We start from the raw sequence: 22,608 nt of genomic DNA, 5'->3' as shown, positions 1-22,608 counted from the left end.
GTTGGGACAGGACGTGTGCCCGAAGTCCTTTTCGCGCCGCGGATCCGTTTCCAAGGTCCGGGCCAAGAGCACCTCAGCTCCCGATCTCACCGCCATCACGCTTGACGACGGCAATCACCGACGGCCGGGGTGGCTCGCCATCCCGGAAGTCCGGCCAGCGGGTTGAAGGTCGTTCAAAGGTGCTGCCCGGGTCCTCGCCGGGATGCTGGATGGCCAGAAACAGCGTGCGGTCGTCTGGTGTGAAGCGAGGGCCGCACACCTCCGCCCCGGTCGGCGCCTGGAAAAACAGGCGCGTCAAGGCACGGCCATAGCCAGAGGTATCGGCTGCCCAGACGCCGTCGGCAATGCCCGCATTCTCCGCCGCGCCGTCGGTCGTGATCCAGATGCGCCCTTTGGTGTCAAAGGCCACGTTGTCGGGACAGGAGAGCCAGCCATTGTCGCTCGTGGCCCGGTGATAGCGCGCGCCGGCATCGAGTCCGGGCTTGCCGGCCAGCAGAAAAAAGTCCCAGCGTGCCTCGGTCGCGGTGTGATCCACGCGGTCGGTTCCCGCGCCCGGCGGAATCAGCTCCACCACATGTCCATGCGCATTGTTCGCGCGCGGGTTCGCCGGGTTCGCCTGCTGCGCCGTGCGGCGACTGTTGTTCGTCAGCATGACGTAGACGCGCCCGTTGACCGGGTTGGTCTCGACATCCTCCGGCCGGTCCATTGGGGTCGCGCCGAGCAGATCCGCGGCACGGCGCGTCTCGATCAGCACATCCGCCTGGCTCTGAAAGCCGTTCGCCTCGGTCAGGGGCCCCTCGCCGAAGACGAGTGGCAGCCACCGCAGGACGCCGCGTTCCTCGAAGCGCGCGACGAACAGCGTGCCCTCGTCCAGAAGGTCACGATTGGCGGCGCGATCGTCCGGTCTCCAAGCGCGCGCCGTGACGAACTTGTACAGGTAGTCGAACCGCTCGTCGTCGCCGGAGTAGAAGGCAACGCGTCCGTCATGGCTGACCGCGTGCGTCGCGCCCTCGTGCTTGAAGCGTCCAAGAGCCGTGCGCTTCACCGGCACACTCTCCGGGTCAAAGGGATCGAACTCGACGATCCAGCCGAAGCGATTGATCTCGTTCGGCTCTTTATCCAGGTCAAACCGGTCAAAGAAGCGCCCCCAGGCCCAGGTGGCGTTGCGCTGAACGCCGTATCGGCGGTGGTTTACGGCTTCAGGGCCGGTCTCGGCTGCGGCGCCGCCAAAGTAGCCATTGAAGTTCTCCTCCGCCGTGATGACCGTGCCCCAAGGGGTGTTGCCGCCGGCGCAGTTGTTGAGTGTGCCGAGCACGCGCGTGCCCGAAGGGTCGCCGCCGGTCTGCATGCGCGGGTGACCAGCAGCGGGGCCGCTGATGCGCATCGGCGTGTGCATGGTGATGCGGCGGTTGAAGGAGCCGCCCGGCACGCTTCGCCAAGTGCCGTTTTCGCGCCGAATTTCCACGACAGTCATGCCGTGCGCTGCCATCTCGACGGCAGCCTGCTCCCGGTTGGTGCGGCCTCGTGCCGCGCGGCCCTCGCCGATGCCCGGAAACATCAGGTTTGTGTTGGTATATTCATGGTTTACGCAGAGGAGACCATGGTCCGAGCTGCCGGAGCCCATCGGCAAGGAAAAGTAGTCGAGGTAGTCACAGTTGTAGCCGAACTGCAGCGCCTGGGCCTGCGCGGTCAGGTTGCGCGGGTCATAGGGCGGTGCGCCGGCTAACACAGGGTCACCCCAGCGGATCACCATCTGCACGTCGTAGCCCTCAGCCACAGCGTGCGTCTGGCTGAGTTGCTGCCTCAGCTCTGCGAACGTCAGGCTGGAAGGACCGCCCTCGCGCGGCACCGCGAGCGGCTGTGCCTGTGCGCCCTCCAACAGGGTCTCGACGAAAGCGCCTACCGCGCCGGCGCCAACCAAGCCCCGCAGGGCCGCACGGCGCGAGAGCCGCGCCTCGATGAGGCTGCCAATTGGACGGCCGGGAGCCGGATTGCTGCCGACATCCTCGACCTCAAGAGATTGGGACGGGTCTTGCTGATGGACCATTTCGGCGCTCTTCCCCCCTTGTGCTCGTCGACGAGGCTAGCCGGCTCTGAGGAAGCGCGGCAGCCCGGTGCAGAACATCGCGCGGAAATCCCAGCCAGCGACATGCGATGCTCCCGGTTCCCCGCTGGGAGCGCGGCGGCTTTTGCGCCGATGCGACGCAGGGCGCCATCCTGAAGTCTCCGGCCCGTGCATCGGTCCGGGCCATGGCGCCAAAGATGAAGGAACGCGCGGGCTCTCGGCGAAGGCTTTCTCGCCGTCCCCGGCCTCGTCTCCTTCGGTGACGTTCACGCCCGCCTCCGACACGGTGGCCAGGAAGCGTTCGATAAATCCCGAAGACACCTCAAGGATTAGGACCGGGTCCAGCGGTTGTCCCCTTCGCTCGCCGCCTTGCCGTTCTCGACCCCCTCTGCGGACGTGCCGTTTCCTTCATAGCGCCACACTTGGGCGTCCTCCACCGCTTCGCGGGTCGAGTGGCCGAGGCGCTCCTTGGCTTCGTAGAGGGCCACATCCTGATGCCCTGTCATTCTGCAAACACGGGCGAGCGGCTCCATGAGCGCGGGCTCCAGCCCCGTGAGGTAAAGCCGCCCACCAGCTGCCCTTAGCTTGCCTGCATATTCCGTGAGCACCTCCACGAGTGTCGCTCCGACATGGTTGTGGCCACGCAGACGCAGGATGACGACGGGCCGGTCAGCGCCCTCCGGGGAAGGGAGCCGCTCCGCCAGGGTGCGGGCACCCGCAAAGAAGAGGCTACCATAGACGTTGATGACCATCACGTCGTGATCCGCCTCGAGCTTAGTGGGCACGTCGGCTTCCACCATTGCGCCGCTTTCGTCGGGCCGGAGCCGCCGCAGCCGGACATCATTCCCCGCCCGGACCACCGCGAGCGTCGTGGACAGCACGATCCCGACCAGGACCGCGACAGTGAGCGAGAAGACGACGCCCGCGACAAAAGTGACAAAGGCGGCGATCCGCGGGGTCCAGCCCACGGCCCAGATCGCGCGGGCGTCCTCCACATTGATTGCCCCGATCCCGGCGATGATCATCAGGACCGCCAAGGCGGTCATCGGAACAAAGCCAACGGGCTTCGAGAAGAACAGGAGGATCGCCAGCAACATGACGCCGCAGAACACGCTGGCCCAGCGCGTCCTGGCGCCAGCGGAAAGGTTGAGGGCGGTTTCCCCGACCGAGCCGCCGGCCGGAATCCCACGGAACAGGCCTGCGGCGATGTTGCCGGCGCTCTGCGCCAACAGATCCCGATCGACGCTGATGGGCTTGCCGTCGATGTTGGTCAGGCTCTGGCTGACCCCGGCGCCTTGGATGGCGACGATCGCGGCCACAGAGAAGGCGCTCAGCAAGAGGCTCGCGCTGATCAATTCCAGCGCCGGCAACCGAGGAAGCGGCAAGCCCCCCTCCATGCCTCCCGCATCCGCCACGAGCTGCACGTCCGACCAGCCCAGGGCCAGGACGACCAAGGCGGGGATGACCATGGTGATGACCGAAGCCACCATGGCCAGCCGAGTGCGCGTAAAAACAAAGAACGTCAGAAAGGCCAGCACACCCACGGCCACGGTCCGCAGATGGACGTCGCCCAGATGGGTCAGAAGGCTCCAAAATTGAAAGAGCGTCTTGCCCTCGGGCGCGTCGTACCCTGTGAGCGGCATTGTCTGGTCGAGGACCACCACCACCGCCACGCCGATCAGGAACCCTGTCATCACGGCGTGGGAGACATATTTCATCAGCCGTCCGACCCGCAGCAGCGAGAAGATCGCGAGCCACGCACCGGTCGCGAGGGTCACGAGAACCATCGCGTCCATTCGCTGAGCATCCGGGACGGCGCTGATCGCTTCGCTGGCCGCGAGAGCTGAAGCGACCGTCGCCGAGACGAACATCCGCTGGGCGGACACCAGGAAACCGCCGGCCAAGGGCGCGAAGATGCTGGTGTAGATGCCAGCGATGGGGTTCACCCCTGCCAGAGACGCAGTCGCGAGCCCAGAGGGGACGCTGGACACCGCGACCACGAGACCGGCGACGAGGTCCTTGGCCAAGTTCCCACTTTTGCTGGTGGCCTCGCTTATCGCCATGACGCCCTTGCCGGCAGAAGCATGCTTCGCTTTTGGAGGAGCCACACACGGCGTCTCGCCGTCGTTTCAGCACCTCCCGTCTTGCGCTCAGCCCTGTCGCTGCAGCGGCAGGGCGATGAAGCTGGTGGCCTCGCCGCGCTGGATCTGCAGCGCCACCACAGGGCGGCCCGCCTGGCGTGCGGCTTCGATCGCCGCCACGAAATCGCCCGGCCCCTTGATCTCTTGGTTGCCGACGCGAAGGATCACGTCGCCCGGCTGCAGGCCGCGTTCAGCGGCGGCACTGTCGGGGGCGACACGCATCACGGAAGCTCCCTCGCCCCCGCCTTGCCGAGGCCCGAGGGCCAAGCCCAGCGCGCCCGTGCTTTGCTCCCTGGGCTGCTGCTGCCCCCCACGAGCCGCAACCTCGCGCCGATCGGGCGGCGTGCCCAGGCTCACCTGCTGCTCGCGGCGCTGCCCGTCGCGGATGACTGTGAGGTTGAGGCTGCTCCCTGGCCGTGCCGTGGCCACGGCGCCCGACAGGTCGCGCGGACCGCGCACCGGGCGGTCGCCCGCCTGCGTCACCACGTCGCCCGCCTTCAGCCCCGCCCGGTCGGCCGGTGAGCCCGGCTCGACGGAGGCCAGGAGAGCGCCTCCCTCCTCGACGCCCAGCGCCTGGGCCAGCTCGCGGTCCAGCGGCTGCAGGGAAACACCGAGCCAGCCGCGCTCAACCTTTCCGTCATCGCGCAGATCCTCGACCACGCGCCGGGCGAGCTGCGAGGGAATGGCGAAGCCGATGCCGATGTTGCCGCCGGAGGGCGAGAAGATCGCGGTGTTCACCCCCACGACCTCACCACGGGCATTGAAGAGCGGCCCGCCCGAGTTGCCCGGGTTGATGGAGGCATCCGTCTGGATGAAGTCGTCATAGGGGCCGGCGCCGATCTGGCGGCCGCGAGCCGAGACGATGCCCGAGGTGGCCGTGCCGCCCAGGCCGAAGGGATTGCCCATCGCGAGCACCGGATCGCCCACGCGAAGTTGATCGCTGTCCCCCCAGGAGACCGTGGGCAGTGCGCCGCCCGCCTCGATGCGCAAGAGGGCGACGTCGGTCTGCGGGTCGCTGCCGACCACGCGCGCCGGCAACTCGCGCCCATCGGCGAGTTCAACGGTGACCCGCTCGGCGTTGCCGATGACGTGGTTGTTGGTCACCACGAAGCCGCTGGGGTCGATGATGAAGCCCGAGCCCTGGCCCATGGGCTGTCGGGGCTGCGGCCCGCCCAGCCCGCGGCCGCGGCCGCCACCGCCGAAGCGTCGGAAGAACTCCTCAAGCGGTGAGCCGCGCATCTCGGGCGGCACCGCGTTCTCTGCCACCTGTGCCCGGCCGACCACCGTCACGCGAACCACCGCCGGTGCCACACGCTCAACCAGATCGGCGAGACTGAAAGCGCTGGTCTGCGAAGCGGTCGGCTGGGAGAGCGCAGGTGTACCCGGGACACCGACCGCGAGAAGGCCACAGGCGAGAACGCCCGCGGAAAAGAACATGCGGCTGGGCACCATGGCAGTTCCTCCAACGCGGCCTCAACCTTACGCAGGGGCGGATGCTGCTGCACCAGGGCGAAGGACGCCGGTCTGACAACGGCTTTGTCCGCTGAAGATGGGGCAGAAAGCATGAAAAAGGAATTAAAAGGCTGAGAACGTGCCGAGGCAGACAGCCCCCGCCGCACCTTCCAGAGAGGAACTACGGGTTCCCGTCCAAGGGCGCTTCGGCCCCGGAATGCAGGGGCAAAGGACTCAGCGGTCCGCGCGGGCTCTCGACAACAGATCCTCCGTCCGCGGTCGGGTCCTTCGTGACGATGCCCACTCCCATCTCCGACAGCATCACCATGACAGCGCTCACCTTTTCCGACGGTATCGCAGCGCTTAGCTCAGCAACGGTGACGTATCCGCGCTCTCGGCCGATTTCGATGAGCCGGTCCAGAGCCGGCTCCCACGCGTCAGTCGTCATGCTGACCTTCCTGCCTCTGTGGAGCCATTGGCATCTTCTTTGTCTGCGCCCTCCCCCTCGTAGCGCCAGACCTTAGCGTCCTCCACCGCCTCGCGGGTCGAGGCCCCCAGGCGATCGGTGGCCGCGTAAAGCGCCACCTCCTTGTCCCCGGAGATCCGGCACACTCGTGTGAGCGGTTCCATGATCGCGGGGTCGAGCCCCGTGAGATAAAGGCGCCCGCCGGCCGCTTTCAGCTTGCCGGCATATTCCTTGAGCACTTCGACCAACGTCGCTCCGACGTGGCTGTGCCCGCGCAGGCGCAGGATGACCACCGGTCGGTCGGCCCCGTCCGGCTGGGGAAGCCGTTCAGCCAGGGTGCGGGCGCCGGCAAAGAACAGGCTGCCATAGACATTGATGGCCATCACCTCGTGGCCGGCACCGAGCTTGTCGGGAACATCCGTCTCCACCAGCACACCGCTCTCGTCGCGCTCGAGGCGGCGCAGGCGGACGTCATTGCCAGCCCGCACCACAGCGAGGGTGGTGGAAAGCACGATCCCGACCAGGATCGCCACGGTGAGCGAGAAGACAATGCCTGCGACAAAGGTGACGAACGTCGCAATCCGGGGCGTCCAGCCCACGGCCCAGATCGACCTTGCGTCGTCCACATTGATTGCTCCAAGCCCGGCGATGATCATGAGCACCGCCAAGGCCGTCATGGGGACGAAGCCCACAGGCCTCGAGAGAAACAAGAGGATCAGCAGCAGGAAGACGCCGCAGGCCACGCTCGCCCAGCGTGTTCTTGCGCCCACGGACATGTTGAGGGCGGTCTGCCCGACTGAACCGCCAGCGGGAATCCCGCCGAACGCCCCTGCGGCAGCGTTGCTGGCGGTTTGCGCCAGCAGGTCTCGGTCGACGCTGATGGGCTTGCCATCGATGTTGGTGAGGCTCTGGCTCACCCCGGCACCCTGGATGGCGATGATCGCGGCCACCGAGAAGGCGCTGAGCAGGAGGTCTGGGCTGATCAGATCAAAAGAGGGCATCCGCGGAAGGGGTAGGCCCCCTTCCATGCCTCCGGCATCGGCTACCACCCGCACGTCTGACCAGCCGAGGGCCAGCACCAACAGCGCGGGGACGATCATGGTGATAACCGAGGCCACGGGGGCGAGGCGGGTTCGTGCCAGGACAAGGGCCGTCATAAATGCGACCGCTCCGGCCGCCACGGTCCGCAGATGGACATCGCCAAGATTGGTCAGAAGGCTCCAAAACTGGAAGAGCGTGTTCCCCTCGCGCGGGTCATAGCCCGTGAGCGGCATCGTCTGGTCGAGGACCACCACGACGGCCACGCTCATCAGGAACCCCGTCATGACGGCGTGGGAGACGTATTTCATCAGCCGCCCTGCGCGCATCAGCGCGAAGAGGCCCAGGAAGGCGCCTGTCGCGAGGGTCACGATCATCATCGCGTCCAGACGGCGCTCTTCCGGCACGCCGCTGATCGCCTCGCCGGCCGCGAGCGCTGAGGCGGCCGTGGCGGAGATGAACATCCGCTGGGCGGACACCAGAAGGCCGCCGGCGAAGGGGGCGAAGATGCTGGTGTAGATGCCGGCGATGGGGTTCACCCCGGCCAGGGAGGCGGTTGCGAGACCAGATGGGACACTGGCCACCGCGCCCACCAGGCCGGCGATCAGATCCCTCATGAAATTCCCGCTTTTCCCGCTGCTCTCGCTCATCGCCCGGGCGCCTTTCGACCGCAGCATAACCGCTGGGGCCGAGACCGCCTCGGCCCGGTCACGGCGATCTATGGCGGATCTAGGTGCGCGCCCAATCCTGCTGGACATCCTCGCGGACGAAGCGCTCCGAAACACCATCGGCGTAGCGGACGGTCATCATCGCACGCGTGCCGCCTTCCGCCACCGGGATCACCGAAAAGGAGACCTCCACAGCTTCGACGTTGCGGAACTTCATCACGCCGAATCCTTTGCCAGAGGAACTTGTTTTGCGATCGCATCAACCAATCGGAGGCTGAACACTGCACCGCAGCAATCGTTGCTCTGGAATGATTCGGACAAGCCTGCAAGCTAAAAGCGCAGCGTACATTCCCGAGCAGATCGCTCAGGCGGCGAGTGTCCCTGCCACGTCCTGCTCGGCGCCGGCGAGGAGCGGCCGGTCCAGCTGGAGCGCACCCAGAACCTGATCGGGAGCGACGGGCGTTGCGAGCCATGGCATGGCCCGCAGAGACAAGGGAACACCCGAGCGCGGCCGCGTTCCCGTGAAGATCAGAGGAATCCCCTTTCGAGTCAGCTCCGCGGCCGCCGGGAACACCGGCTCACCATGCGGCTCGACGTCCAGCACAGCCGCGGTGATGTCGGCCTCCCGCTGCAGCATCCGCATCGCCGCATCCAGCGTCCCCACAGGTCCCGCGACCTGCACGCCCGCCTCTTCCAAAGCCCGCGCCAAGGCGCTCGCCTGGAAGTAATCGTCCTCCACCACCAGCACCTTGGGGCTGGCGACCTCCCTGTTCGGCTTCATGCATTGGGTCTCGGCGTTTCGGCGCGCCACATATCGCCGCAGCCTTTCATTCGTCCACAACCATACGTAGAATTACGTAAAATTGAAGGGTGACGGAGATGAACATCCGTTGGGCGGACACCAGAAGGCCGCCGGCGAAGGGGGCGAAGATGCTGGTTTAGATGCCGGCGATGGGCTTCACACCGGCCAAGGAGGCGGTTGCGAGACCGGACGGAACGCTGGCCACCGCGCCCACAAGGCCCGCAATCAGGTCCCTTGTCACGTGGCTGCCTTGGGAGGCGCTTTCGTCGGACCGCATCCTAGGCTCGGATCGGATAGTAGCCGGGTGGGTCGCTCGCGGGGAACGAGCTGTCGGAGGCTTCGTCCACCTCGTCCCAAGGCTCCCGGGGCGGAGAATGCATCGTCTCAGGGCCTGCCGGCCGGATGTTCTTGTGATGCCGCACGGCGGCCTGGCGAAGGGAGTTGGACCTGGATGCTGCCTCGCTCCGTCGTGCCCGGTCCGCGAGGACCGAAGCGATCACGAAGACCGCCGCGCTGACAATGATGCCCGCAACCCAAACTTTTCTCTGCTCACGCATCATCACTATGTACCTCCCAGGCCGACGCCCTCACTGCTCAGGCAGCGCGAGCGCAGGAAATGGGCGGCTGCCTTGGGCCGCCGATAACGGGTGAACACGCCCTTGTAGCGCATCCCGCAGCGCGCGGTGCCCTGCTCTGTCTTGAAGTCCGCAAAGTTCCAGACGTGCAAACCCACCATGGATGATCAGACCCGGTGGCAGACTGGCGGTCGAGCGCAATCGGAAAAACCGGGGAGGCTTTGGTTCAATCAGAAGCCGTCTTCCTCCGGAGCCGCAGCCAGTGCAGGACTTGAGATCACTGACGAAATCCCGATCTCTCACGAAGAATTTGAAGGCAGACTTGGCATTTCCTGCCGCTCGCCGGTCTATCGTCATCCGCATCCTGGAAGGCCTTGCTGCAGGAATCTCCTGCGTCAGCGGCTTAACTTGGTCTTTAGCTGAGGGAGCCGATCCCCGTGTTGTCCACCGCCGCTCGTGCCCCCTCCCGTCCTGCAGCTGACGGCATGCTGCCCACCGAAGCGTTGGCAGGCTTGGTCGAGCGGGTCACCTATCACAACGCCGAGAACGGCTTCTGCGTGCTGCGCTTAAAGGCGCGGGGACATCGGGATCTCCTCACCGTGGTCGGGCACGCGGCCTCGATCTCGGCCGGCGAGTGGGTCCAGGTCTCAGGCAGTTGGGTCACCGACCGCACCCATGGCCTGCAGTTCCGAGCGAACTTCCTGAAGGCCTCGCAGCCCACCACTCTGGAGGGGATCGAGAAATACCTTGGCTCCGGCATGATCCGCGGCATTGGCCCGGTCTATGCCAAGAAGCTGGTGCGGGCGTTCGGGACGGCCGTGTTCGACCTGATCGAGGCTGAGCCGGACCGGCTGCGCGAGGTCACCGGCATCGGGCCCAAGCGGGCGGCCCGGATCGTGGCGGGATGGTCCGAACAGAAGATCATCCGCGAGATCATGCTGTTCCTGCACACCAACGGTGTCGGCACCTCGCGGGCGGTGCGGATCTACAAGACCTATGGGCCGAAATCGGTCGAGATCATCACCGAGAACCCGTACCGGCTTGCGCGCGATATCCGAGGCATCGGCTTCCGGACGGCCGACACCGTAGCCGGCAAGCTGGGCATTGAGCGCACCGCCATGGTCCGCGTTCGTGCCGGCATCTCCTTCGCGCTGGCGGAGGCCACGGGCGAGGGTCACTGTGGCCTGCCTGTGGGCGATCTGACGGACCTCGCGGGCAAGCTGCTGGAGGTGCCCTCGGACCTCATCGAGACCGCCCTCGCGCTGGAGCTTGAGGAGGGGGAGGTCGTGGCCGACACCCTCGACAGCGAGCGCTGCGTATTCCTGGCCGGCCTTTATCGCGCCGAGCAGGGCATCGCGGAACGGCTGCGGCGTCTGTCCGCCGGCGCCCTGCCCTGGCCAGAGATCGATGCTGACAAGGCCGTTCCCTGGGTGGAGGCGCGGACCGGACTCTCCCTGGCCGACAGCCAGCGCGAGGCTCTGCGGCTCGCCCTCACTTCTAAGGTGCTGGTGATCACCGGCGGACCCGGAGTGGGGAAGACCACCCTGGTCAATTCCATCCTTCAGGTCCTGCGGGCGAAAGGCGTGGACGTGGCGCTCTGCGCCCCCACGGGCCGCGCGGCCAAGCGCCTGAGCGAAAGCACCGGCCTCGAAGCCCGGACCATCCACCGGCTGCTGGAAAGCGATCCCAAGACCGGGGGGTTCAAGCGGGACGAGGTGGCGCCCCTGGATTGTGAGCTTCTCGTGGTGGACGAAACCTCCATGGTGGACGTGCCCCTGATGCGTGCCCTGCTCCGGGCCTTGCCGGACGATGCCGCCCTGCTGCTGGTGGGCGACGTCGATCAGCTGCCGAGTGTCGGCCCCGGACAGGTGCTGTCCGACATCATCGGCTCGGATGCCGTCCCCGTGGTGCGGCTGACCGAGGTCTTCCGGCAGGCCGCAGAAAGCCAGGTCGTGGTGAACGCCCACCGCATCAATAGCGGTCAGATGCCGGACCTGGAGGCGCAGCCGGGGGGCGATTTCTTCTTTGTTGAGGCGAACGATCCCGAGGAGGGCATCCGCAAGCTGCTGAACCTCGTGAAGGAGCGCATCCCGGCGCGCTTCGGCCTTGATCCGGTCCGCGACGTGCAGGTCCTGTGCCCCATGAACCGCGGCGGGCTTGGAGCGCGAGCGCTCAATATCGAGCTGCAGAAGGCGCTCAACCCACCTGGAGAGCTGCGGGTCGAGCGGTTCGGCTGGACCTTCTGCCCCGGCGACAAGGTCATGCAGGTGGCGAACAACTACGAGCGCGAGGTCTTCAACGGCGACCTGGGTGTGATCACCGGCCTGGACATGGAGGAGGGCGAACTCACCGTCACCTTTGACGGACGGCCGGTATCCTACGGCTTCGGCGAGCTGGATGAGCTGGTGCTGGCCTACGCGACGACCATCCACAAGGCTCAGGGGTCGGAATACCCGGCCGTGGTGATCCCGGTGACGACGCAGCACTACACCATGCTGGCGCGCAACCTGCTCTACACGGGCGTGACGCGCGGCAAGAAGCTGGTTGTGTTCCTGGGGCAGAAGCGGGCCCTGGGCCTCGCGGTGCGGAATCAGGGCGGACGGCGTCGGTGGTCGAAGCTGCGCGAGTGGCTTTCGGCCGCCCCATCGGTCCCGGCCGGATAGGGACTCACCGGCGATGAGTCTTCCTCCGAAAGACCACACCCAGCAACCAGCTATCAAGCGAACGCGCGTCTCCGTCGATCGGAAGTTGTTGGCACAGGCTCAAGAAGCGACGGGCCTTTCCTCGCCCGAAGCTGTCGTGGAGGAAGCCCTCCGCCTGGTGATCCGCCTCAAGCGGCAGAAAGCCATTCTGCGGCTCGCTGGCAAGGTGAAGTGGGAGGGCGATCTCGACGAAAGTCGCAAGGGCCGGAACGTCGAGTAGAGCGCCGCACGCCCCACGGCCATCGGCCGGCGCAAGCTCTGAGGAAAGAAAGAGAGGGATCACCTGCCCAGCGCACCAGCCGGCCCCTCCGAGAAAGGATCCGGCTTGTTCGCCTGGGCGGCGTCATTCACTCACACATCCTTCGGAGACAATGAATGATTCAGACCACCCGCGCCCTGCGATGGCTCTTCGCCGGGACCTGGCCCTGCTTTCCCATCTCGCTGCGCCAGGCACAGCGGACGCGACGGAGCGTGCCGGGTTCGAGCGCATCCGCTCCATCGGCACGCGAATCGAAGGGGTGCGGCTGCTTCTGTGCATCGTCGTCATCAGCGATCGCATCGAAAGCGCTGTCTCGAGGCCCTCGGCAATGCCGAGCCCCGTCGTTACCTCTTCATCCGGCAACAGGCGCACCACACCAGCACCACCAGCCATCATCTTCGAGGGCTCACCGTCGGGGGCCTCGCGTCGCCTTGCCGTTGCCGTCAGCTGCTAGGAAGTTACGGGTTTTCCCGTTCTTCATGCCCGGGCCTTGATCAGGCATCATTCTCCAACGCGACCCCGGCCTTCACTGGCCGAGATCGTTATCAAGGCGCCAAGAGGACAGATCCTCTCGGCGCCTTCCGATTTTCTGGGGCTGAACCTTTCCCTGACGGTGGGCGCATGGAACTGCATGAGGATTCTCTGGCCTGGGCTGAGCGGCTCATCCGAGAAAGCGAGGGGCTGGTGGCGCGGCAGCGCTCCCTCATCAGGGATTTGGATCGCGACCGGCTCTTCGAAGAGGCAGACGCGGCCAGGACTGTCCTGAAGACCTTCCTAACGCGACTGGAGTTCCTGCGGCAGCACCTGCGGCGCGAGCGCCGCTGGCGTGGCCTAGAGAACTAGGCATAGACGGACGCTCAGAGTGGATGGCTGCTGAGCCAAGTTGCGAACACGCAGCAGATCCGAAGCGCTCTATGGCATCTGCGCCGCCCCCGGGGCGCGCCGGCGCCGAACTGGAGCGCGAGGGTCAACCTTCGGCCAAGCCGAGGCGACGGCCCGCAGTGGACCAGATCTCCCTTTCGCGGCGGATCCGCTCGGCCAGCGCCTCCGGCGGCCCGCCGAGCGGATCGAGTGCGAGATCGGCCAGCACGCGCTTCACCGCCGGCTCCGCGAAGGCGGCGTCGATCGCGCGGTTCATCCGGCCGATGGCCTCCTCCGGCGTGCCGCGCGGTGCCAGCATGCAGAACCACTGGTCGAGCCCGTAATCGGCTAACCCCAGCGCCTCCGCCACCGTCGGCACATCGGGCAGGGTCGTCGAACGCTGCGCGGAGGTGACGCCGATGATGCGCAGCCGGCGCTCGCGCGCATGCGGGAGCACGGGCGAGGAGCCAAGGAAGCCGAGCTTCACCTGGCCGCCCACCAGATCGTTGATGGCCTGCCCGCCCCCACGATAGGAAACCGGGGTGAGCTTGATGCCCATTTGCTCCGCGAACAGTGCCGCGGCGAGGTGATGCGTGCCGCCGATGCCGGAGAGCACGTAGGGCAATTCCTCCCCATCGCGCCGGGCCTTCGCCACCAGTTCCGTGAGACTCCTTACACCCAGTGAGGGATGCACCGCGATGACGATCGGCTGGGAGACGAGCAGCGAGACCGGCTCGAAGTCGCGCGCCACGTCATAGGGATAGGTCGGCTTCAGCAGCGTCTGGAACACCGCCGAATCTGCGGTGACCGCGAAAGTATGCCCATCGGCCGGCGCCCGAGCGACAGCCTCCATCCCAATCGAGCCATTCGCACCCGCCCGGTTTTCGACGACCAGCCCCTGGCCGAGGCGCTCGCCGACGCCCTGCGCGATGCTGCGGATCGAGATGTCCGAACTGCCACCGGGCGCATAGGTAACCACCACCCGGATGGGCCGGTTCGGCCAAGCCTGCGCCTCGGCGCGGCGTCCGCCGGTTGCGGCGACGGCCGCGATCGCGGCCAGCGAACTCAGCATGCTGCGTCGTATCATGGTGTTATCCTAGTTATTGCCGCCAGCACGCCTGTCAGCGCGCGAAACTCGACCGCAACTGCGCGGCCCAGCGGCCATTCAGATGCGCCACCACCCAGATCGAGCGGAAGGCGCCAAGGCTGGACCCGTCAGCACGGTAGCGGGTGAACTGCACGTCCAGATGGACCTTGTCCGCGCTGGCCGCGATGGGGTTCCGGAAATCCCAGGCGCTGTGATGCCAGCCCTCGCCGGCGCGGGCGAGGAAATCGGCGAGATAGGTGTCCGGCCTTTCCCAGATCTGCAGGCGCCCCCCCGCGAGGCGGTAGTGCGGAAAGTGCAACTCCGCCGTCATGGCCGCCTGATCGCCCGCATTGAGCGCCGCCATGTGGCGGTCGAGCACCGCCAGCGCGGCCGCGACCGCGCCTTCCTCCACAACCGACATGCCGTCCATCCTGGCCTCCTCCCCTCGTGCCACGCGGCGTGAACCGCTTCGTTCAGCCCATAGAGGCCGTGCCCAGCGCGCGCATCGGCGTCCACAAGCCCGAGCTGATCATGCCCAACCTAGATGCCGCCGCGGCCGAGCGCCACCGCGACGCCGCCAAGTGGGCGATCATTGACTACCTCACCCGCATGGGGGCGGACGCCACCCTGGCCATGCGGATGTTCGAGGTTCGCCACGAGAGCATGGAGTTCATCAGAGAGCGTGACTTCGCCCTGTGGCGGCTTGCCACCTCGTTCAGCCGGCCTTTGTGGCCCTGATGCGCGATCCCTCGGCGCAGGTTGAACCGCGTGCCGGAAACTGAACTCCGTCCATAGATTCGGCAGGCAGACTCGATCCATTCGCTTCCTGAACTTACTTCCGTTGCATCGAACCCTCTCGCTGATGATCGCAGAGCAGCATTTCCGCGCGACAATTTCCGAACGATGCCCGCCACTCTTTGCAAATCGCGTTCGACGCCTATAGGAACAGGCGGCATCTACCTTTGTCTGAGGAGTGTTTTTTGATGTTGGTCAACGAAGCTGATTCCCAATCTCCGTCCCGCGCTCGCGAGCATGAGGCTGGCAGCACACAGGCCGTAGAGAAGGCGTCCGCTGCGCTTGAAACGATGAGCGTCGGGGAATTGAGACAGGTCGTCAGCACGGCAGAGCGGCTGATCCAGCGAAAGGCCGAGGACGAGAAGAAGGCGCTCAAGGAAGAGATCGAGCGCAAGGCGGCCGCGCTGGGCATCAGCGTCCGCGACCTTTTTGGCGGGGCCAGCCAGGAGTCAGGCCGCGGCCGCGGCAAGTCTGCGCGCAAGGCAGATGGCGAAGGGCCTGCGCCGAAGTTCCGTGGCCCGAACGGGGAGCTTTGGAGCGGTCGAGGCCGCATGCCGAAATGGATCCAGGTGGCCCAGGCTCAGGGCAAGGCCAAGGACGATTTCCTGATCAAGTAGCGCTTCTGCGCTTCTGCCATCAAAAGCGAAGTGTGGCAGAGGCACGGACCGTCGCATTCATCTGCCGCAGGGTTTCCCTCACTTCCTCGTGGCCCTGCGGCATGGCTGTTCCTTACAGGCACTCTCCTCCTAAAGAGAACCCGTTGCCAACGAAGGCAGATCGGCATGATGCGGCGACGCCGCGCTGTGGCTTGATGTTCTCGCTGCTCACCCTTCGGCCGAGCGCATTTCGTCTAGGCAAGGGAGAGCAGGCAGACTTATTTTGTGGCTAGAGGCAAGATTCATGTCTTCTGCCAACGAGCGTCTGTCTACTGGGACATACAGCGTCGGGCACGACAGCCCCTTGGAGCGAACACAGCGCCGTAAGCCATTCGCCAGATCGCGCCAGAAGCGCCGTCTCGTTGCAACGCAGCAACGTCTCCCCCGGCACAGTTCTGTCCGGGAGACTTCCACCTGCCAGAGAATGGACAGCATTCGTGTAGGCCGAAAAAGCAACTGGACCGGCCTCACGAGAGGGATCGGTCGGATAGATTTGAAACGCGCCGGAAGTGTGCGGCGAGCCAACGTTGATTCCGTCGATACGGATGATGAGCGAGCGCGCTACCTCTGCCATCATGCCGAGTGATGCGGCGGCCGCTAGAAGGGCCTTTAACCGTTCGCTGGTGCCCGAGTGGCGCGCGTCGAGAGCGGCATTTTTGTTGCCCCCGAAAGATTGGGCAGGTCAGGTTTTCAGGTTGGCACGGATGAACTGCCTCGGGGAGAGGTAGCGCAGGGCGCGATGGGGATGGACCTCGTTGTAGTGGGCGAACCAAGCCGGCAACGAGCGCAGCACGGTGTCGGCGTCGGGACAGGCTGAGACGCGCACGTAGTCGCCCGAAATGCCCCTGTTGCCGGTCGAGATTGAAATTAGCTGGCGCTGATTATCAAGCAGGTGCGAGGATCAGGGCACTGGGGATACGCACGCCTGATACGGGGACTGGAATGATCCAAACCACCCGCCGCAGCCTCTTGGCCGCCGCCACCCTGTCAACGCCCGCACTGGCCCAGGATGTCTGGCCCTCCCGCCCTATCCGCTGCATCGTCCCACTGCCGCCGGGTGGCGGCACGGACGCCACGGCACGCGTCGCCACGCGCCGGCTGTCGGAGGCCCTCGGCGTGCCCGTAGTGGTCGAAAACCGCCCCGGCGCCGGTGGCATGGTGGGCACGGAGGCGGTCGCCCGCGCCGCGCCCGACGGCTACACGATCGGCGTCGCCACTTCGAGCAGCCATCCCGTCGCACCCATTTTCCGCCGCGATCTGCCCTACGATCCCGTGACCTCCTTCACGCCAATCACCCTGATCGGCAGCACGCCTTATGTGCTGATCGGCGGACCTGCGGCGCAGGCTGCAGACTTCCCCTCGCTCATAGCACGGATCAAGGCGAATCCCGGCCAAGTCGTCTACGCCTCCGTCGGTGTAACCACGCTCGGCTACCTCTTGACGCGGCAGCTGGAGTTGCTGGCCGGGATCGAGATGCGGCATGTGCCTTACCGTGGTTCCTCGCAGGTCTATCCCGACCTGCTGAACGGCACGGTGGCCCTGCTGCTCGACAACCCGCCTGCCTCCGCCGCAATGGTGCGCGAGGGAAGATTCACCGCCTATGCCATCAGCCGCCCCTCGGTGATGCTGCCCCAGGTGCCGCTCTTCTCGAGCTTTGGCATCGAGGGCTTCGATGCTGCTTTCTGGTACGGGCTCATGGGCCCAGTCGGCATGCCGCCTGCTGTCGCCACCCTCATCCAGCAGGCACTGGCACAGGCTTTTCTATCCGGCCCCGGCAAGGCCGAACTCGAGGCGATGGACGTGATCCCCGCCATGCCAACGCCCGCCGAATTCACCCAGGTCGTCGCCGACGACGCGCGGAAATGGCGCGCGCTTGCCGAGCGGCTTCACATCCAGCCGGAATAAAGGAGCGCCCCCATGGACGGCATTCAAACCCCGCCCTACCGCGTCAACGAATTGACGCCCGATCCGAACGTCACCTTCGATCCGAAGGTCGCTGCGTCCTATGTGAAGTATGCTCATTGGCTCGCCGCCCGCGGCCTTGTGAATTCCAGCGTCGGCGGCATGGTCGTGCGCGTGCCGCACCCCGACTACCCGGATGGTATCTGCTACGCCAAGCCGCAGGGCGTGAGCCTGGAGGAGGCAGAGGTCGAGGACCTCGTGATCACTGACATTCCCTACGGCCGGCTTCTCGCGGGTGAGAAGGCCACCACCGTTGGCCACCAGATGAACCGCGAAATCCTGCGCTTGCGTCCCGACGTGAATTGCGTAATCCACCTGCACCACGACGAGACGATCGCCTTCCTCGCCTCGGGCTACGAGGAGATCAGGAGCTTCAGTCTCACATATGGCTTCCTAATGCAGAAGCCGGCCTTCTATCTGCCAGCCAGTGTTAACGTCGAGGAAGATGTAGCGCCCATCAAGACGTTCATCCAGGACACCAACTGCATCATCATGCGGCGCCACGGCTTCACCGTCCTCGGCCGCACGCTGTCTGAGGCCTATCACCGCACCTGCGTGCTGGTCTCGGAGGTAAAGCGTAACATCATCGTGGAGACGCTCTGCTCACGGAACGGCAAGACGCCGGAAGTCATCACCCACGAGGAACTCTCCTACATGTGGAGCAAGGGCGACGCAGTGATGTACCCGCAGGCCGTCAAGCGCCAATCCTAGGGGCGTTCTCGCCGTTTAACCCGGTCTTCGATCAGACGATTCCACTGCTCGCTGGTCATTTGGACCTGTTCATCAGGCCTGCTGGTTTCCGCAGCTGGCCTATGGGTTCTACTCGAAATTCGCGCCTTCGAAACCCACAGTGCGGCGCTCGGGTGGCCGCTGAAGAAGCAGCGCCACCAACTCCAGCTCGATCTGGACATAGTCGAGGATCCATGGAACGGCGCCTCAACCCCCGCGGCGAAGCGGAAGGCACGCATGCGCCCCTCCGACCCTGCGACACTCAGGCGGCTGTAGACTCAGTCTCCGAGCGCCGGAGCAAGTCGGTCTGGGAGTATTCAGCTCCACGTCAGAGAGATTCTGACACACCGTCTGCAGCACGCTGAACACCGCCAGGGATGGCCAGGCAGGCTTGCCCTCGGCGTAAGGGACATCGGCAAAAGCAGGGGTCCGATCGGATGTCGGCCGATGGCACGCCAGTCATCACCAAGCGCCGCGCCATCGGTGACAACCCTGAACGTCAACCGCTGCCAGTTGGCCCTTGATGACCTCCTTCGGCCCGGCAGTGAAGATTGACCGGCTTTCGCTACACCTCACTGGCGCATCGCCCTGGCGAGTGCGACGTCTCGCCACCAGATCCTTCTTTGCTCTCTCAGACCGCGCGGCCCCGCCCGCCTCCGCAGACAGGCCTCCCCGATGCCCGCCATCAAGATCACCCGCAGCCACTGGCCCGACATCCTTCGACGCGTCGAGGCCCGGGAGCCAACCAAGAAGATCGCTGCCGAGTTCGGGGTCACCCCGGCCAACATCACCATCATCGCCCGCAAGCAGCGAGCCATTGAAGCAGAAAATCAAGGGCTTCATTCGCCAGCCGCAAGCGTTGCGGCCGGAGGAAAAGTCGAGATCATCCCCGTGGTCCCGGGGATGGTTGCGGCAGAGGATCTCGAAGCAACGAGCGAAGCCGGCGCACTGGCAGAGGACGTTTCCGCCTCCGAGGCGGAGGCGACCGGCACCACCGGGTCGAAAAGCTCCCTTGATGATGAACATGTCTCGAGGGATCGCGCGGCGGCCGCCGAAGCAACCGTGCCAACGGCTTCGCCCGCGCGAAGGGAGGCAGAGGATTTGTTCAGCTTCGCCTTGCCTGTCGCCGTGGCGCCTCAGCCGACGGGTGAGGGGCAATCGCCAGAAGCTCAGTCCGCCTCGGAAGCGCGGCCCCTGCTTTCCGATGCCGTTTCGCCCGTTCCCCTCACGCCGGCCAAAGGTCCCCCTCCAGCGGCGGCCCCGCCGCCGACAACTCCGCCCGAGCCTCGGTCTGAGGCAAAGGACACGGGAAGGGGCCGACGGGGACCGACGCCGCCTTCCTCGTCCAAGGAGCCCGGCTCGGCCCCCTCGCGGCCCGGCAAGGCCCTCGTGATCAAGTCCGAGGATGGAGAAGAAACCGACTTCCCCTTCCGCTCACTCGAAGATTTGCTTTCAGGCAGCAAGAACTTGCTGCGCGAGGCGGCCCGCAGGTCTGATCGGGTTGATTTCAGCATCAAGACCGTCGATCTCGCCGACTACGCCGAGGACTGAACCCTGGCCGCCCACCGCTTCTGCAGGTTACCTACCGGTCCGGAGAGAGCCGGAGGGACAGTTCCAGTTTCCGCGAGCGCTTCCGTGTGCACGCACGCGCGGGCAACCCACCGGCGCCAGGCGACGAGTTGCTGCCGGAGTTCGCGGCCGGGCTGGCGGCGCGCCGCGGGCGTTTGGGCGATGCCTGACCTCGTCGCGGGTATGGCGAACGTCTCACCATTTGGCACCAAAGCTTCCGCGAAAAAGAACTAGTGGATGAAATCGACGGGCACACCCGGAGAGGGCCAGACCCTGTGCACAGTGCTCGACGTGACCGACCCGTTCCGGCCGCGATTTATTGACCGCATAGCGCTGGACGACCTGGCCCTACCGTCGGGGCGGCTGCGCAACAAGAAGGGCATCAATCTGGTTTTCGTCCGCCCGGGCACACCGAGTGTCACCGGATGAGCGGCGCTGGCCCAGTACACGGTGGGAGCGCCGAATCCCGCGTGCTGGCTCTGGACGGACAGGCCTTCACCGCTTCGATGGCGGAGGCCATGACACGCATGATGGAGGCGATGCACGCTGCACCGCAGAGCGGGCAGCCCGATGAGGACTTCCTTGCCATGATGATTCCGCACCACGAAGGCGCGGTGGAGATGGCACGCCTGGTGTTACTGCATGGTCGTGATCCGCTTACGAGACAGCTCGCCGAGGGGATCATGGCGAGCCAAACGGTCGAAATCGCGGCGATGCGCGCTCGCCTCGACGCGCTGCAAGCCCCGGGGGATGCCAGCAACTACCCGGCCCTAGGCGGCACACGCGGCAGTGTGCCCGAGAGGTAGCGAACAGATAGGGTTGTTCCATTTGGTCGCGACGACGGCACTTGTTTGACGCCCGCACAGGCGCCTCTCGGCCTGATAGGTCTTCCCGATTGGTCATACCTCGCCGTGCTGCTGATGATGCTGCGGTTGGAGGGAAGTCCATGAACAAGACCGCCGTGTTTTGCACACTCGCCGCATTGCTCCTTGCGGTATCCGCTGAGGCGCAGCAGTTCCCCTGTGCTGGGCGCATTGCTCCCGTCTCCTACGAAGTCCGTGTTGTCACGGCCGGCGACGTCGTTGTCGCAACGGGTACGCGTTACTTCGACGTCACCCTGCGCAATCAGGATGCCGGAAGGGTCGCCTTCAATCTCTCGTTTGAGAACTTCCCGAGCGATGTCTATCCGACCTTGAACAGCAACAACTCATACACTCTATCAGCCGGCTCGACGCAGGTGTCTCAGTTTGCCCGCACCCTCAATCCGAACTTCAGTGTCTATCTGTTCATGGTGGTGCATGACAGCAGTTCGAACGGAGGCCGACCGGCAATCCGCATCCGCAACTGCCGTAGGCCGTGAACCAAGCCGGCCGATGATGCGGGAATTTATGGGTAGCCGCCACGCATTGCCCCCGCTCGGCCTCACCCTGCCCCAGACGGCCGCGATGATGGGGCTGTCCTATCAGCTGCTCTACAAGCTCAGGGACAGGCGCACCGCAATCTCGCCGGCGGCGGCGCTGCGTTGCACAAGCTCACCGGCATGAATCCCTGGTGCGCATTCTCGGCGATAGCAGCCAGGGCCTCGCGGCAGACAAAGACCCGGTTCCGACGCCACCCGTTCCGCTCGGCGAGCACCTTCGCCTCTGCCAGTTCCTGAACGGCGAGGTTCGCGGCCTGTCGGCTCACGCCGAGGTGGCGCGCCACCGTGCCGACGGTCACCACCGGATAGACGGGCAAGAGGTCAAGCAGCCGGTTGCCAGCGCTGCCCTGACGGGGAGGACGCTGACCCGGCCAGCGTGCCGTGTCCCACCAGTGGTCGGGAAGCGGCGAAAGCCGCCTGTCCAGCGCCTCGGTGAACTTCACCCCCTCCACGATGGCGTCGCACAGGAGAAGGACGAGAGGCACGAGATCCTGCTTCTGCTGAGCGAAACGCAGCGCCTCGTCGTAGCGCGGCCTCTCGGCTTCGAGCAGGCGCGACAGCGGGACTGGGACAAAGCCCTCCTCGGCCAGCATGAGCCACAGCAGCATCCGCCCGATGCGGCCGTTGCCGTCGGTGAAGGGGTGGACCGCTTCGAAATGGGCATGCGCCAGCGCCAGCCGGATCGGCAGCGCAAGCTTGGTCTCATCTCCGGCAGTGGCCGCGAGCCAAGCGGCGTGCTCGTCCATCAGCCGGGGGACGAGAGCGTGCGCTGGCGGGATGGAGGTCGCCTCCGAGGTGTCGCGGCTCCGGCCGATCCGGACCTCTCGACCGCGCCATGCCCCGGCTGGTCCTTTCCGACCGCCGGCGAACTCCGGCGCGGCCGAAAACACCTGGCGGTGCAGGGTGAGAATACATTCGACGTTGAGGGCGGAGGGTTGTGCGAGACGATCTTCCAGCGCCATGGCATAGGCCCGGACCGTGGCGAGTTCGTCAGGCTTGCCCCTGCCCCCGTCCCTGCCCTTGGTCCTGGCCTCGGCGTCGTCGAGGACCGGCTCGGCTTGGAGCAGTTGGTCGAGGGTGGTCTTGGCCCCTTCGATGGCCGACGATCGCACGGCCTCCTCCCGCGCGAGCAGGCGAGTGACGGAGAATGGGTTCTTCTGCGGCCCCAGACGGGCACTGAGCGCCGCGAGCGTGGCCTGTGCCGCAGAGACCTGGCCGATTACCCTCGGCGGCAGGGCGAGTTCCTGCAGCGGCGGGGCGAGGTCACCGCGCAAAGACCGTCTCTTCGTCAAGGAAGTGGGCATAAAATTGATTATAAAAGGCTTTGGGCACTCCATATGCAAGGTTTCGCCTTGTCACCA

23 protein-coding genes are annotated in these 22,608 nt (G+C 65.8%); 11 read left to right on the top strand and 12 right to left on the bottom strand.

Features of this window, described 5'->3' with window-relative positions; all coding sequences use genetic code 11:
• Positions 1-73 precede the first annotated feature (73 nt).
• The 8 genes from JTJ31_RS14975 to JTJ31_RS25370 form a co-directional block, all read right to left on the bottom strand.
• Complete coding sequence (locus tag JTJ31_RS14975; protein ID WP_207539533.1) at positions 74-2,047, bottom strand: PhoX family protein; 1,974 nt, start codon at positions 2,045-2,047, stop codon at positions 74-76.
• 347 nt (positions 2,048-2,394) lie between these two features.
• The gene (locus JTJ31_RS14970; protein WP_207539532.1) at positions 2,395-4,092 is read right to left on the bottom strand and encodes a SulP family inorganic anion transporter; all 1,698 of its coding nucleotides are present in this window, start codon (positions 4,090-4,092) and stop codon (positions 2,395-2,397) included.
• Between the two features lie 123 nt (positions 4,093-4,215).
• Positions 4,216-5,658, bottom strand: a complete 1,443-nt coding sequence (locus JTJ31_RS14965) for a Do family serine endopeptidase (protein WP_207539531.1) — start codon at positions 5,656-5,658, stop codon at positions 4,216-4,218.
• Positions 5,659-5,839: 181 nt separating this feature from the next.
• Positions 5,840-6,106, bottom strand: coding sequence for an RNA polymerase sigma factor region1.1 domain-containing protein (locus JTJ31_RS14960; RefSeq protein WP_207539530.1), 267 nt, complete (start codon positions 6,104-6,106; stop codon positions 5,840-5,842).
• Positions 6,103-7,779: a SulP family inorganic anion transporter gene (locus tag JTJ31_RS14955; protein WP_207539529.1), complete on the bottom strand. Its 1,677-nt coding sequence runs from the start codon at positions 7,777-7,779 to the stop codon at positions 6,103-6,105. Before JTJ31_RS14955 ends, JTJ31_RS14960 begins: the two co-directional genes overlap by 4 nt.
• A gap of 112 nt (positions 7,780-7,891) precedes the next feature.
• Complete coding sequence (locus JTJ31_RS14950; RefSeq protein ID WP_207539528.1) at positions 7,892-8,047, bottom strand: hypothetical protein; 156 nt, start codon at positions 8,045-8,047, stop codon at positions 7,892-7,894.
• 147 nt (positions 8,048-8,194) lie between these two features.
• Positions 8,195-8,611, bottom strand: coding sequence for a response regulator (locus JTJ31_RS14945; protein WP_207539527.1), 417 nt, complete (start codon positions 8,609-8,611; stop codon positions 8,195-8,197).
• Positions 8,612-9,194: 583 nt separating this feature from the next.
• Complete coding sequence (locus JTJ31_RS25370; protein ID WP_408015421.1) at positions 9,195-9,368, bottom strand: glycoside hydrolase family 2 TIM barrel-domain containing protein; 174 nt, start codon at positions 9,366-9,368, stop codon at positions 9,195-9,197.
• A 324-nt stretch (positions 9,369-9,692) separates the two neighbouring features.
• On the opposite strand from JTJ31_RS25370, the gene recD2 reads away from it, so the two are divergent.
• From recD2 to JTJ31_RS14930, 3 genes are all read left to right on the top strand, one after another.
• Positions 9,693-11,870: an SF1B family DNA helicase RecD2 gene (recD2, locus tag JTJ31_RS14940; RefSeq protein ID WP_207539526.1), complete on the top strand. Its 2,178-nt coding sequence runs from the start codon at positions 9,693-9,695 to the stop codon at positions 11,868-11,870.
• A 13-nt stretch (positions 11,871-11,883) separates the two neighbouring features.
• Complete coding sequence (locus JTJ31_RS14935) at positions 11,884-12,129, top strand: type II toxin-antitoxin system VapB family antitoxin (RefSeq protein WP_207539525.1); 246 nt, start codon at positions 11,884-11,886, stop codon at positions 12,127-12,129.
• A 660-nt stretch (positions 12,130-12,789) separates the two neighbouring features.
• A complete protein-coding gene (locus JTJ31_RS14930; RefSeq protein ID WP_207539524.1) occupies positions 12,790-13,011 on the top strand; it encodes a hypothetical protein in 222 nt (73 codons plus the stop codon).
• A gap of 124 nt (positions 13,012-13,135) precedes the next feature.
• Here JTJ31_RS14930 and JTJ31_RS14925 read toward each other — a convergent pair whose 3' ends face one another.
• Both JTJ31_RS14925 and JTJ31_RS14920 read right to left on the bottom strand, forming a co-directional pair.
• Positions 13,136-14,116 carry a Bug family tripartite tricarboxylate transporter substrate binding protein gene (locus JTJ31_RS14925; RefSeq protein WP_207539523.1) on the bottom strand — a complete coding sequence of 327 codons (981 nt, stop codon included), beginning with the start codon at positions 14,114-14,116 and terminating at the stop codon, positions 13,136-13,138.
• Positions 14,117-14,150: 34 nt separating this feature from the next.
• A complete protein-coding gene (locus JTJ31_RS14920; RefSeq protein ID WP_207539522.1) occupies positions 14,151-14,546 on the bottom strand; it encodes a hypothetical protein in 396 nt (131 codons plus the stop codon).
• 29 nt (positions 14,547-14,575) lie between these two features.
• Here JTJ31_RS14920 and JTJ31_RS14915 point away from each other — a divergent pair, with 29 nt between their 5' ends.
• Both JTJ31_RS14915 and JTJ31_RS14910 read left to right on the top strand, forming a co-directional pair.
• Positions 14,576-14,854, top strand: a complete 279-nt coding sequence (locus JTJ31_RS14915; protein WP_207539521.1) for a hypothetical protein — start codon at positions 14,576-14,578, stop codon at positions 14,852-14,854.
• Between the two features lie 245 nt (positions 14,855-15,099).
• The gene (locus JTJ31_RS14910; RefSeq protein WP_207539520.1) at positions 15,100-15,528 is read left to right on the top strand and encodes an H-NS histone family protein; all 429 of its coding nucleotides are present in this window, start codon (positions 15,100-15,102) and stop codon (positions 15,526-15,528) included.
• Positions 15,529-16,249: 721 nt separating this feature from the next.
• Here JTJ31_RS14910 and JTJ31_RS14905 read toward each other — a convergent pair.
• Positions 16,250-16,360: an integrase core domain-containing protein gene (locus JTJ31_RS14905; protein ID WP_408015426.1), complete on the bottom strand. Its 111-nt coding sequence runs from the start codon at positions 16,358-16,360 to the stop codon at positions 16,250-16,252.
• 149 nt (positions 16,361-16,509) lie between these two features.
• Here JTJ31_RS14905 and JTJ31_RS14900 point away from each other — a divergent pair, with 149 nt between their 5' ends.
• From JTJ31_RS14900 to JTJ31_RS14875, 6 genes are all read left to right on the top strand, one after another.
• Positions 16,510-17,472 carry a Bug family tripartite tricarboxylate transporter substrate binding protein gene (locus JTJ31_RS14900; RefSeq protein WP_207539518.1) on the top strand — a complete coding sequence of 321 codons (963 nt, stop codon included), beginning with the start codon at positions 16,510-16,512 and terminating at the stop codon, positions 17,470-17,472.
• 12 nt (positions 17,473-17,484) lie between these two features.
• Positions 17,485-18,240, top strand: a complete 756-nt coding sequence (locus tag JTJ31_RS14895; protein ID WP_207539517.1) for a class II aldolase/adducin family protein — start codon at positions 17,485-17,487, stop codon at positions 18,238-18,240.
• Between the two features lie 693 nt (positions 18,241-18,933).
• Positions 18,934-19,809, top strand: coding sequence for a hypothetical protein (locus JTJ31_RS14890; protein ID WP_207539516.1), 876 nt, complete (start codon positions 18,934-18,936; stop codon positions 19,807-19,809).
• A 255-nt stretch (positions 19,810-20,064) separates the two neighbouring features.
• Positions 20,065-20,256 carry a hypothetical protein gene (locus JTJ31_RS14885; RefSeq protein WP_207539515.1) on the top strand — a complete coding sequence of 64 codons (192 nt, stop codon included), beginning with the start codon at positions 20,065-20,067 and terminating at the stop codon, positions 20,254-20,256.
• 41 nt (positions 20,257-20,297) lie between these two features.
• The gene (locus JTJ31_RS14880; protein ID WP_328805753.1) at positions 20,298-20,633 is read left to right on the top strand and encodes a DUF305 domain-containing protein; all 336 of its coding nucleotides are present in this window, start codon (positions 20,298-20,300) and stop codon (positions 20,631-20,633) included.
• 140 nt (positions 20,634-20,773) lie between these two features.
• Positions 20,774-21,187 (top strand): hypothetical protein, encoded by a 414-nt coding sequence (locus tag JTJ31_RS14875; RefSeq protein ID WP_207539513.1) that lies wholly within the window; start codon positions 20,774-20,776, stop codon positions 21,185-21,187.
• A gap of 119 nt (positions 21,188-21,306) precedes the next feature.
• On the opposite strand, the gene JTJ31_RS14870 is transcribed toward JTJ31_RS14875, so the two are convergent.
• The gene (locus tag JTJ31_RS14870) at positions 21,307-22,521 is read right to left on the bottom strand and encodes a Fic family protein (protein ID WP_207539512.1); all 1,215 of its coding nucleotides are present in this window, start codon (positions 22,519-22,521) and stop codon (positions 21,307-21,309) included.
• Positions 22,522-22,608 lie beyond the last annotated feature (87 nt).

The sequence above is a fragment of the Sabulicella rubraurantiaca genome (assembly GCF_017355885.1).
Lineage (GTDB): Bacteria > Pseudomonadota > Alphaproteobacteria > Acetobacterales > Acetobacteraceae > Roseococcus > Roseococcus rubraurantiacus.
This window is presented reverse-complemented; position numbering and strand designations above follow the sequence as displayed.

Coding starts and splice junctions, on each gene's coding strand:
- JTJ31_RS14975 (WP_207539533.1), bottom strand. CDS start 2,047: ATGGTCCATCAGCAAGACCCGTCCCAATCTCTTGAGGTCGAGGATGTC.
- JTJ31_RS14965 (WP_207539531.1), bottom strand. CDS start 5,658: ATGGTGCCCAGCCGCATGTTCTTTTCCGCGGGCGTTCTCGCCTGTGGC.
- JTJ31_RS14960 (WP_207539530.1), bottom strand. CDS start 6,106: ATGACGACTGACGCGTGGGAGCCGGCTCTGGACCGGCTCATCGAAATC.
- JTJ31_RS14955 (WP_207539529.1), bottom strand. CDS start 7,779: ATGAGGGATCTGATCGCCGGCCTGGTGGGCGCGGTGGCCAGTGTCCCA.
- JTJ31_RS14950 (WP_207539528.1), bottom strand. CDS start 8,047: ATGAAGTTCCGCAACGTCGAAGCTGTGGAGGTCTCCTTTTCGGTGATC.
- JTJ31_RS14945 (WP_207539527.1), bottom strand. CDS start 8,611: ATGAAGCCGAACAGGGAGGTCGCCAGCCCCAAGGTGCTGGTGGTGGAG.
- JTJ31_RS25370 (WP_408015421.1), bottom strand. CDS start 9,368: ATGGTGGGTTTGCACGTCTGGAACTTTGCGGACTTCAAGACAGAGCAG.
- recD2 (WP_207539526.1), top strand. CDS start 9,693: ATGCTGCCCACCGAAGCGTTGGCAGGCTTGGTCGAGCGGGTCACCTAT.
- JTJ31_RS14935 (WP_207539525.1), top strand. CDS start 11,884: ATGAGTCTTCCTCCGAAAGACCACACCCAGCAACCAGCTATCAAGCGA.
- JTJ31_RS14930 (WP_207539524.1), top strand. CDS start 12,790: ATGGAACTGCATGAGGATTCTCTGGCCTGGGCTGAGCGGCTCATCCGA.
- JTJ31_RS14925 (WP_207539523.1), bottom strand. CDS start 14,116: ATGATACGACGCAGCATGCTGAGTTCGCTGGCCGCGATCGCGGCCGTC.
- JTJ31_RS14920 (WP_207539522.1), bottom strand. CDS start 14,546: ATGGACGGCATGTCGGTTGTGGAGGAAGGCGCGGTCGCGGCCGCGCTG.
- JTJ31_RS14910 (WP_207539520.1), top strand. CDS start 15,100: ATGTTGGTCAACGAAGCTGATTCCCAATCTCCGTCCCGCGCTCGCGAG.
- JTJ31_RS14900 (WP_207539518.1), top strand. CDS start 16,510: ATGATCCAAACCACCCGCCGCAGCCTCTTGGCCGCCGCCACCCTGTCA.
- JTJ31_RS14895 (WP_207539517.1), top strand. CDS start 17,485: ATGGACGGCATTCAAACCCCGCCCTACCGCGTCAACGAATTGACGCCC.
- JTJ31_RS14890 (WP_207539516.1), top strand. CDS start 18,934: ATGCCCGCCATCAAGATCACCCGCAGCCACTGGCCCGACATCCTTCGA.
- JTJ31_RS14885 (WP_207539515.1), top strand. CDS start 20,065: ATGAAATCGACGGGCACACCCGGAGAGGGCCAGACCCTGTGCACAGTG.
- JTJ31_RS14875 (WP_207539513.1), top strand. CDS start 20,774: ATGAACAAGACCGCCGTGTTTTGCACACTCGCCGCATTGCTCCTTGCG.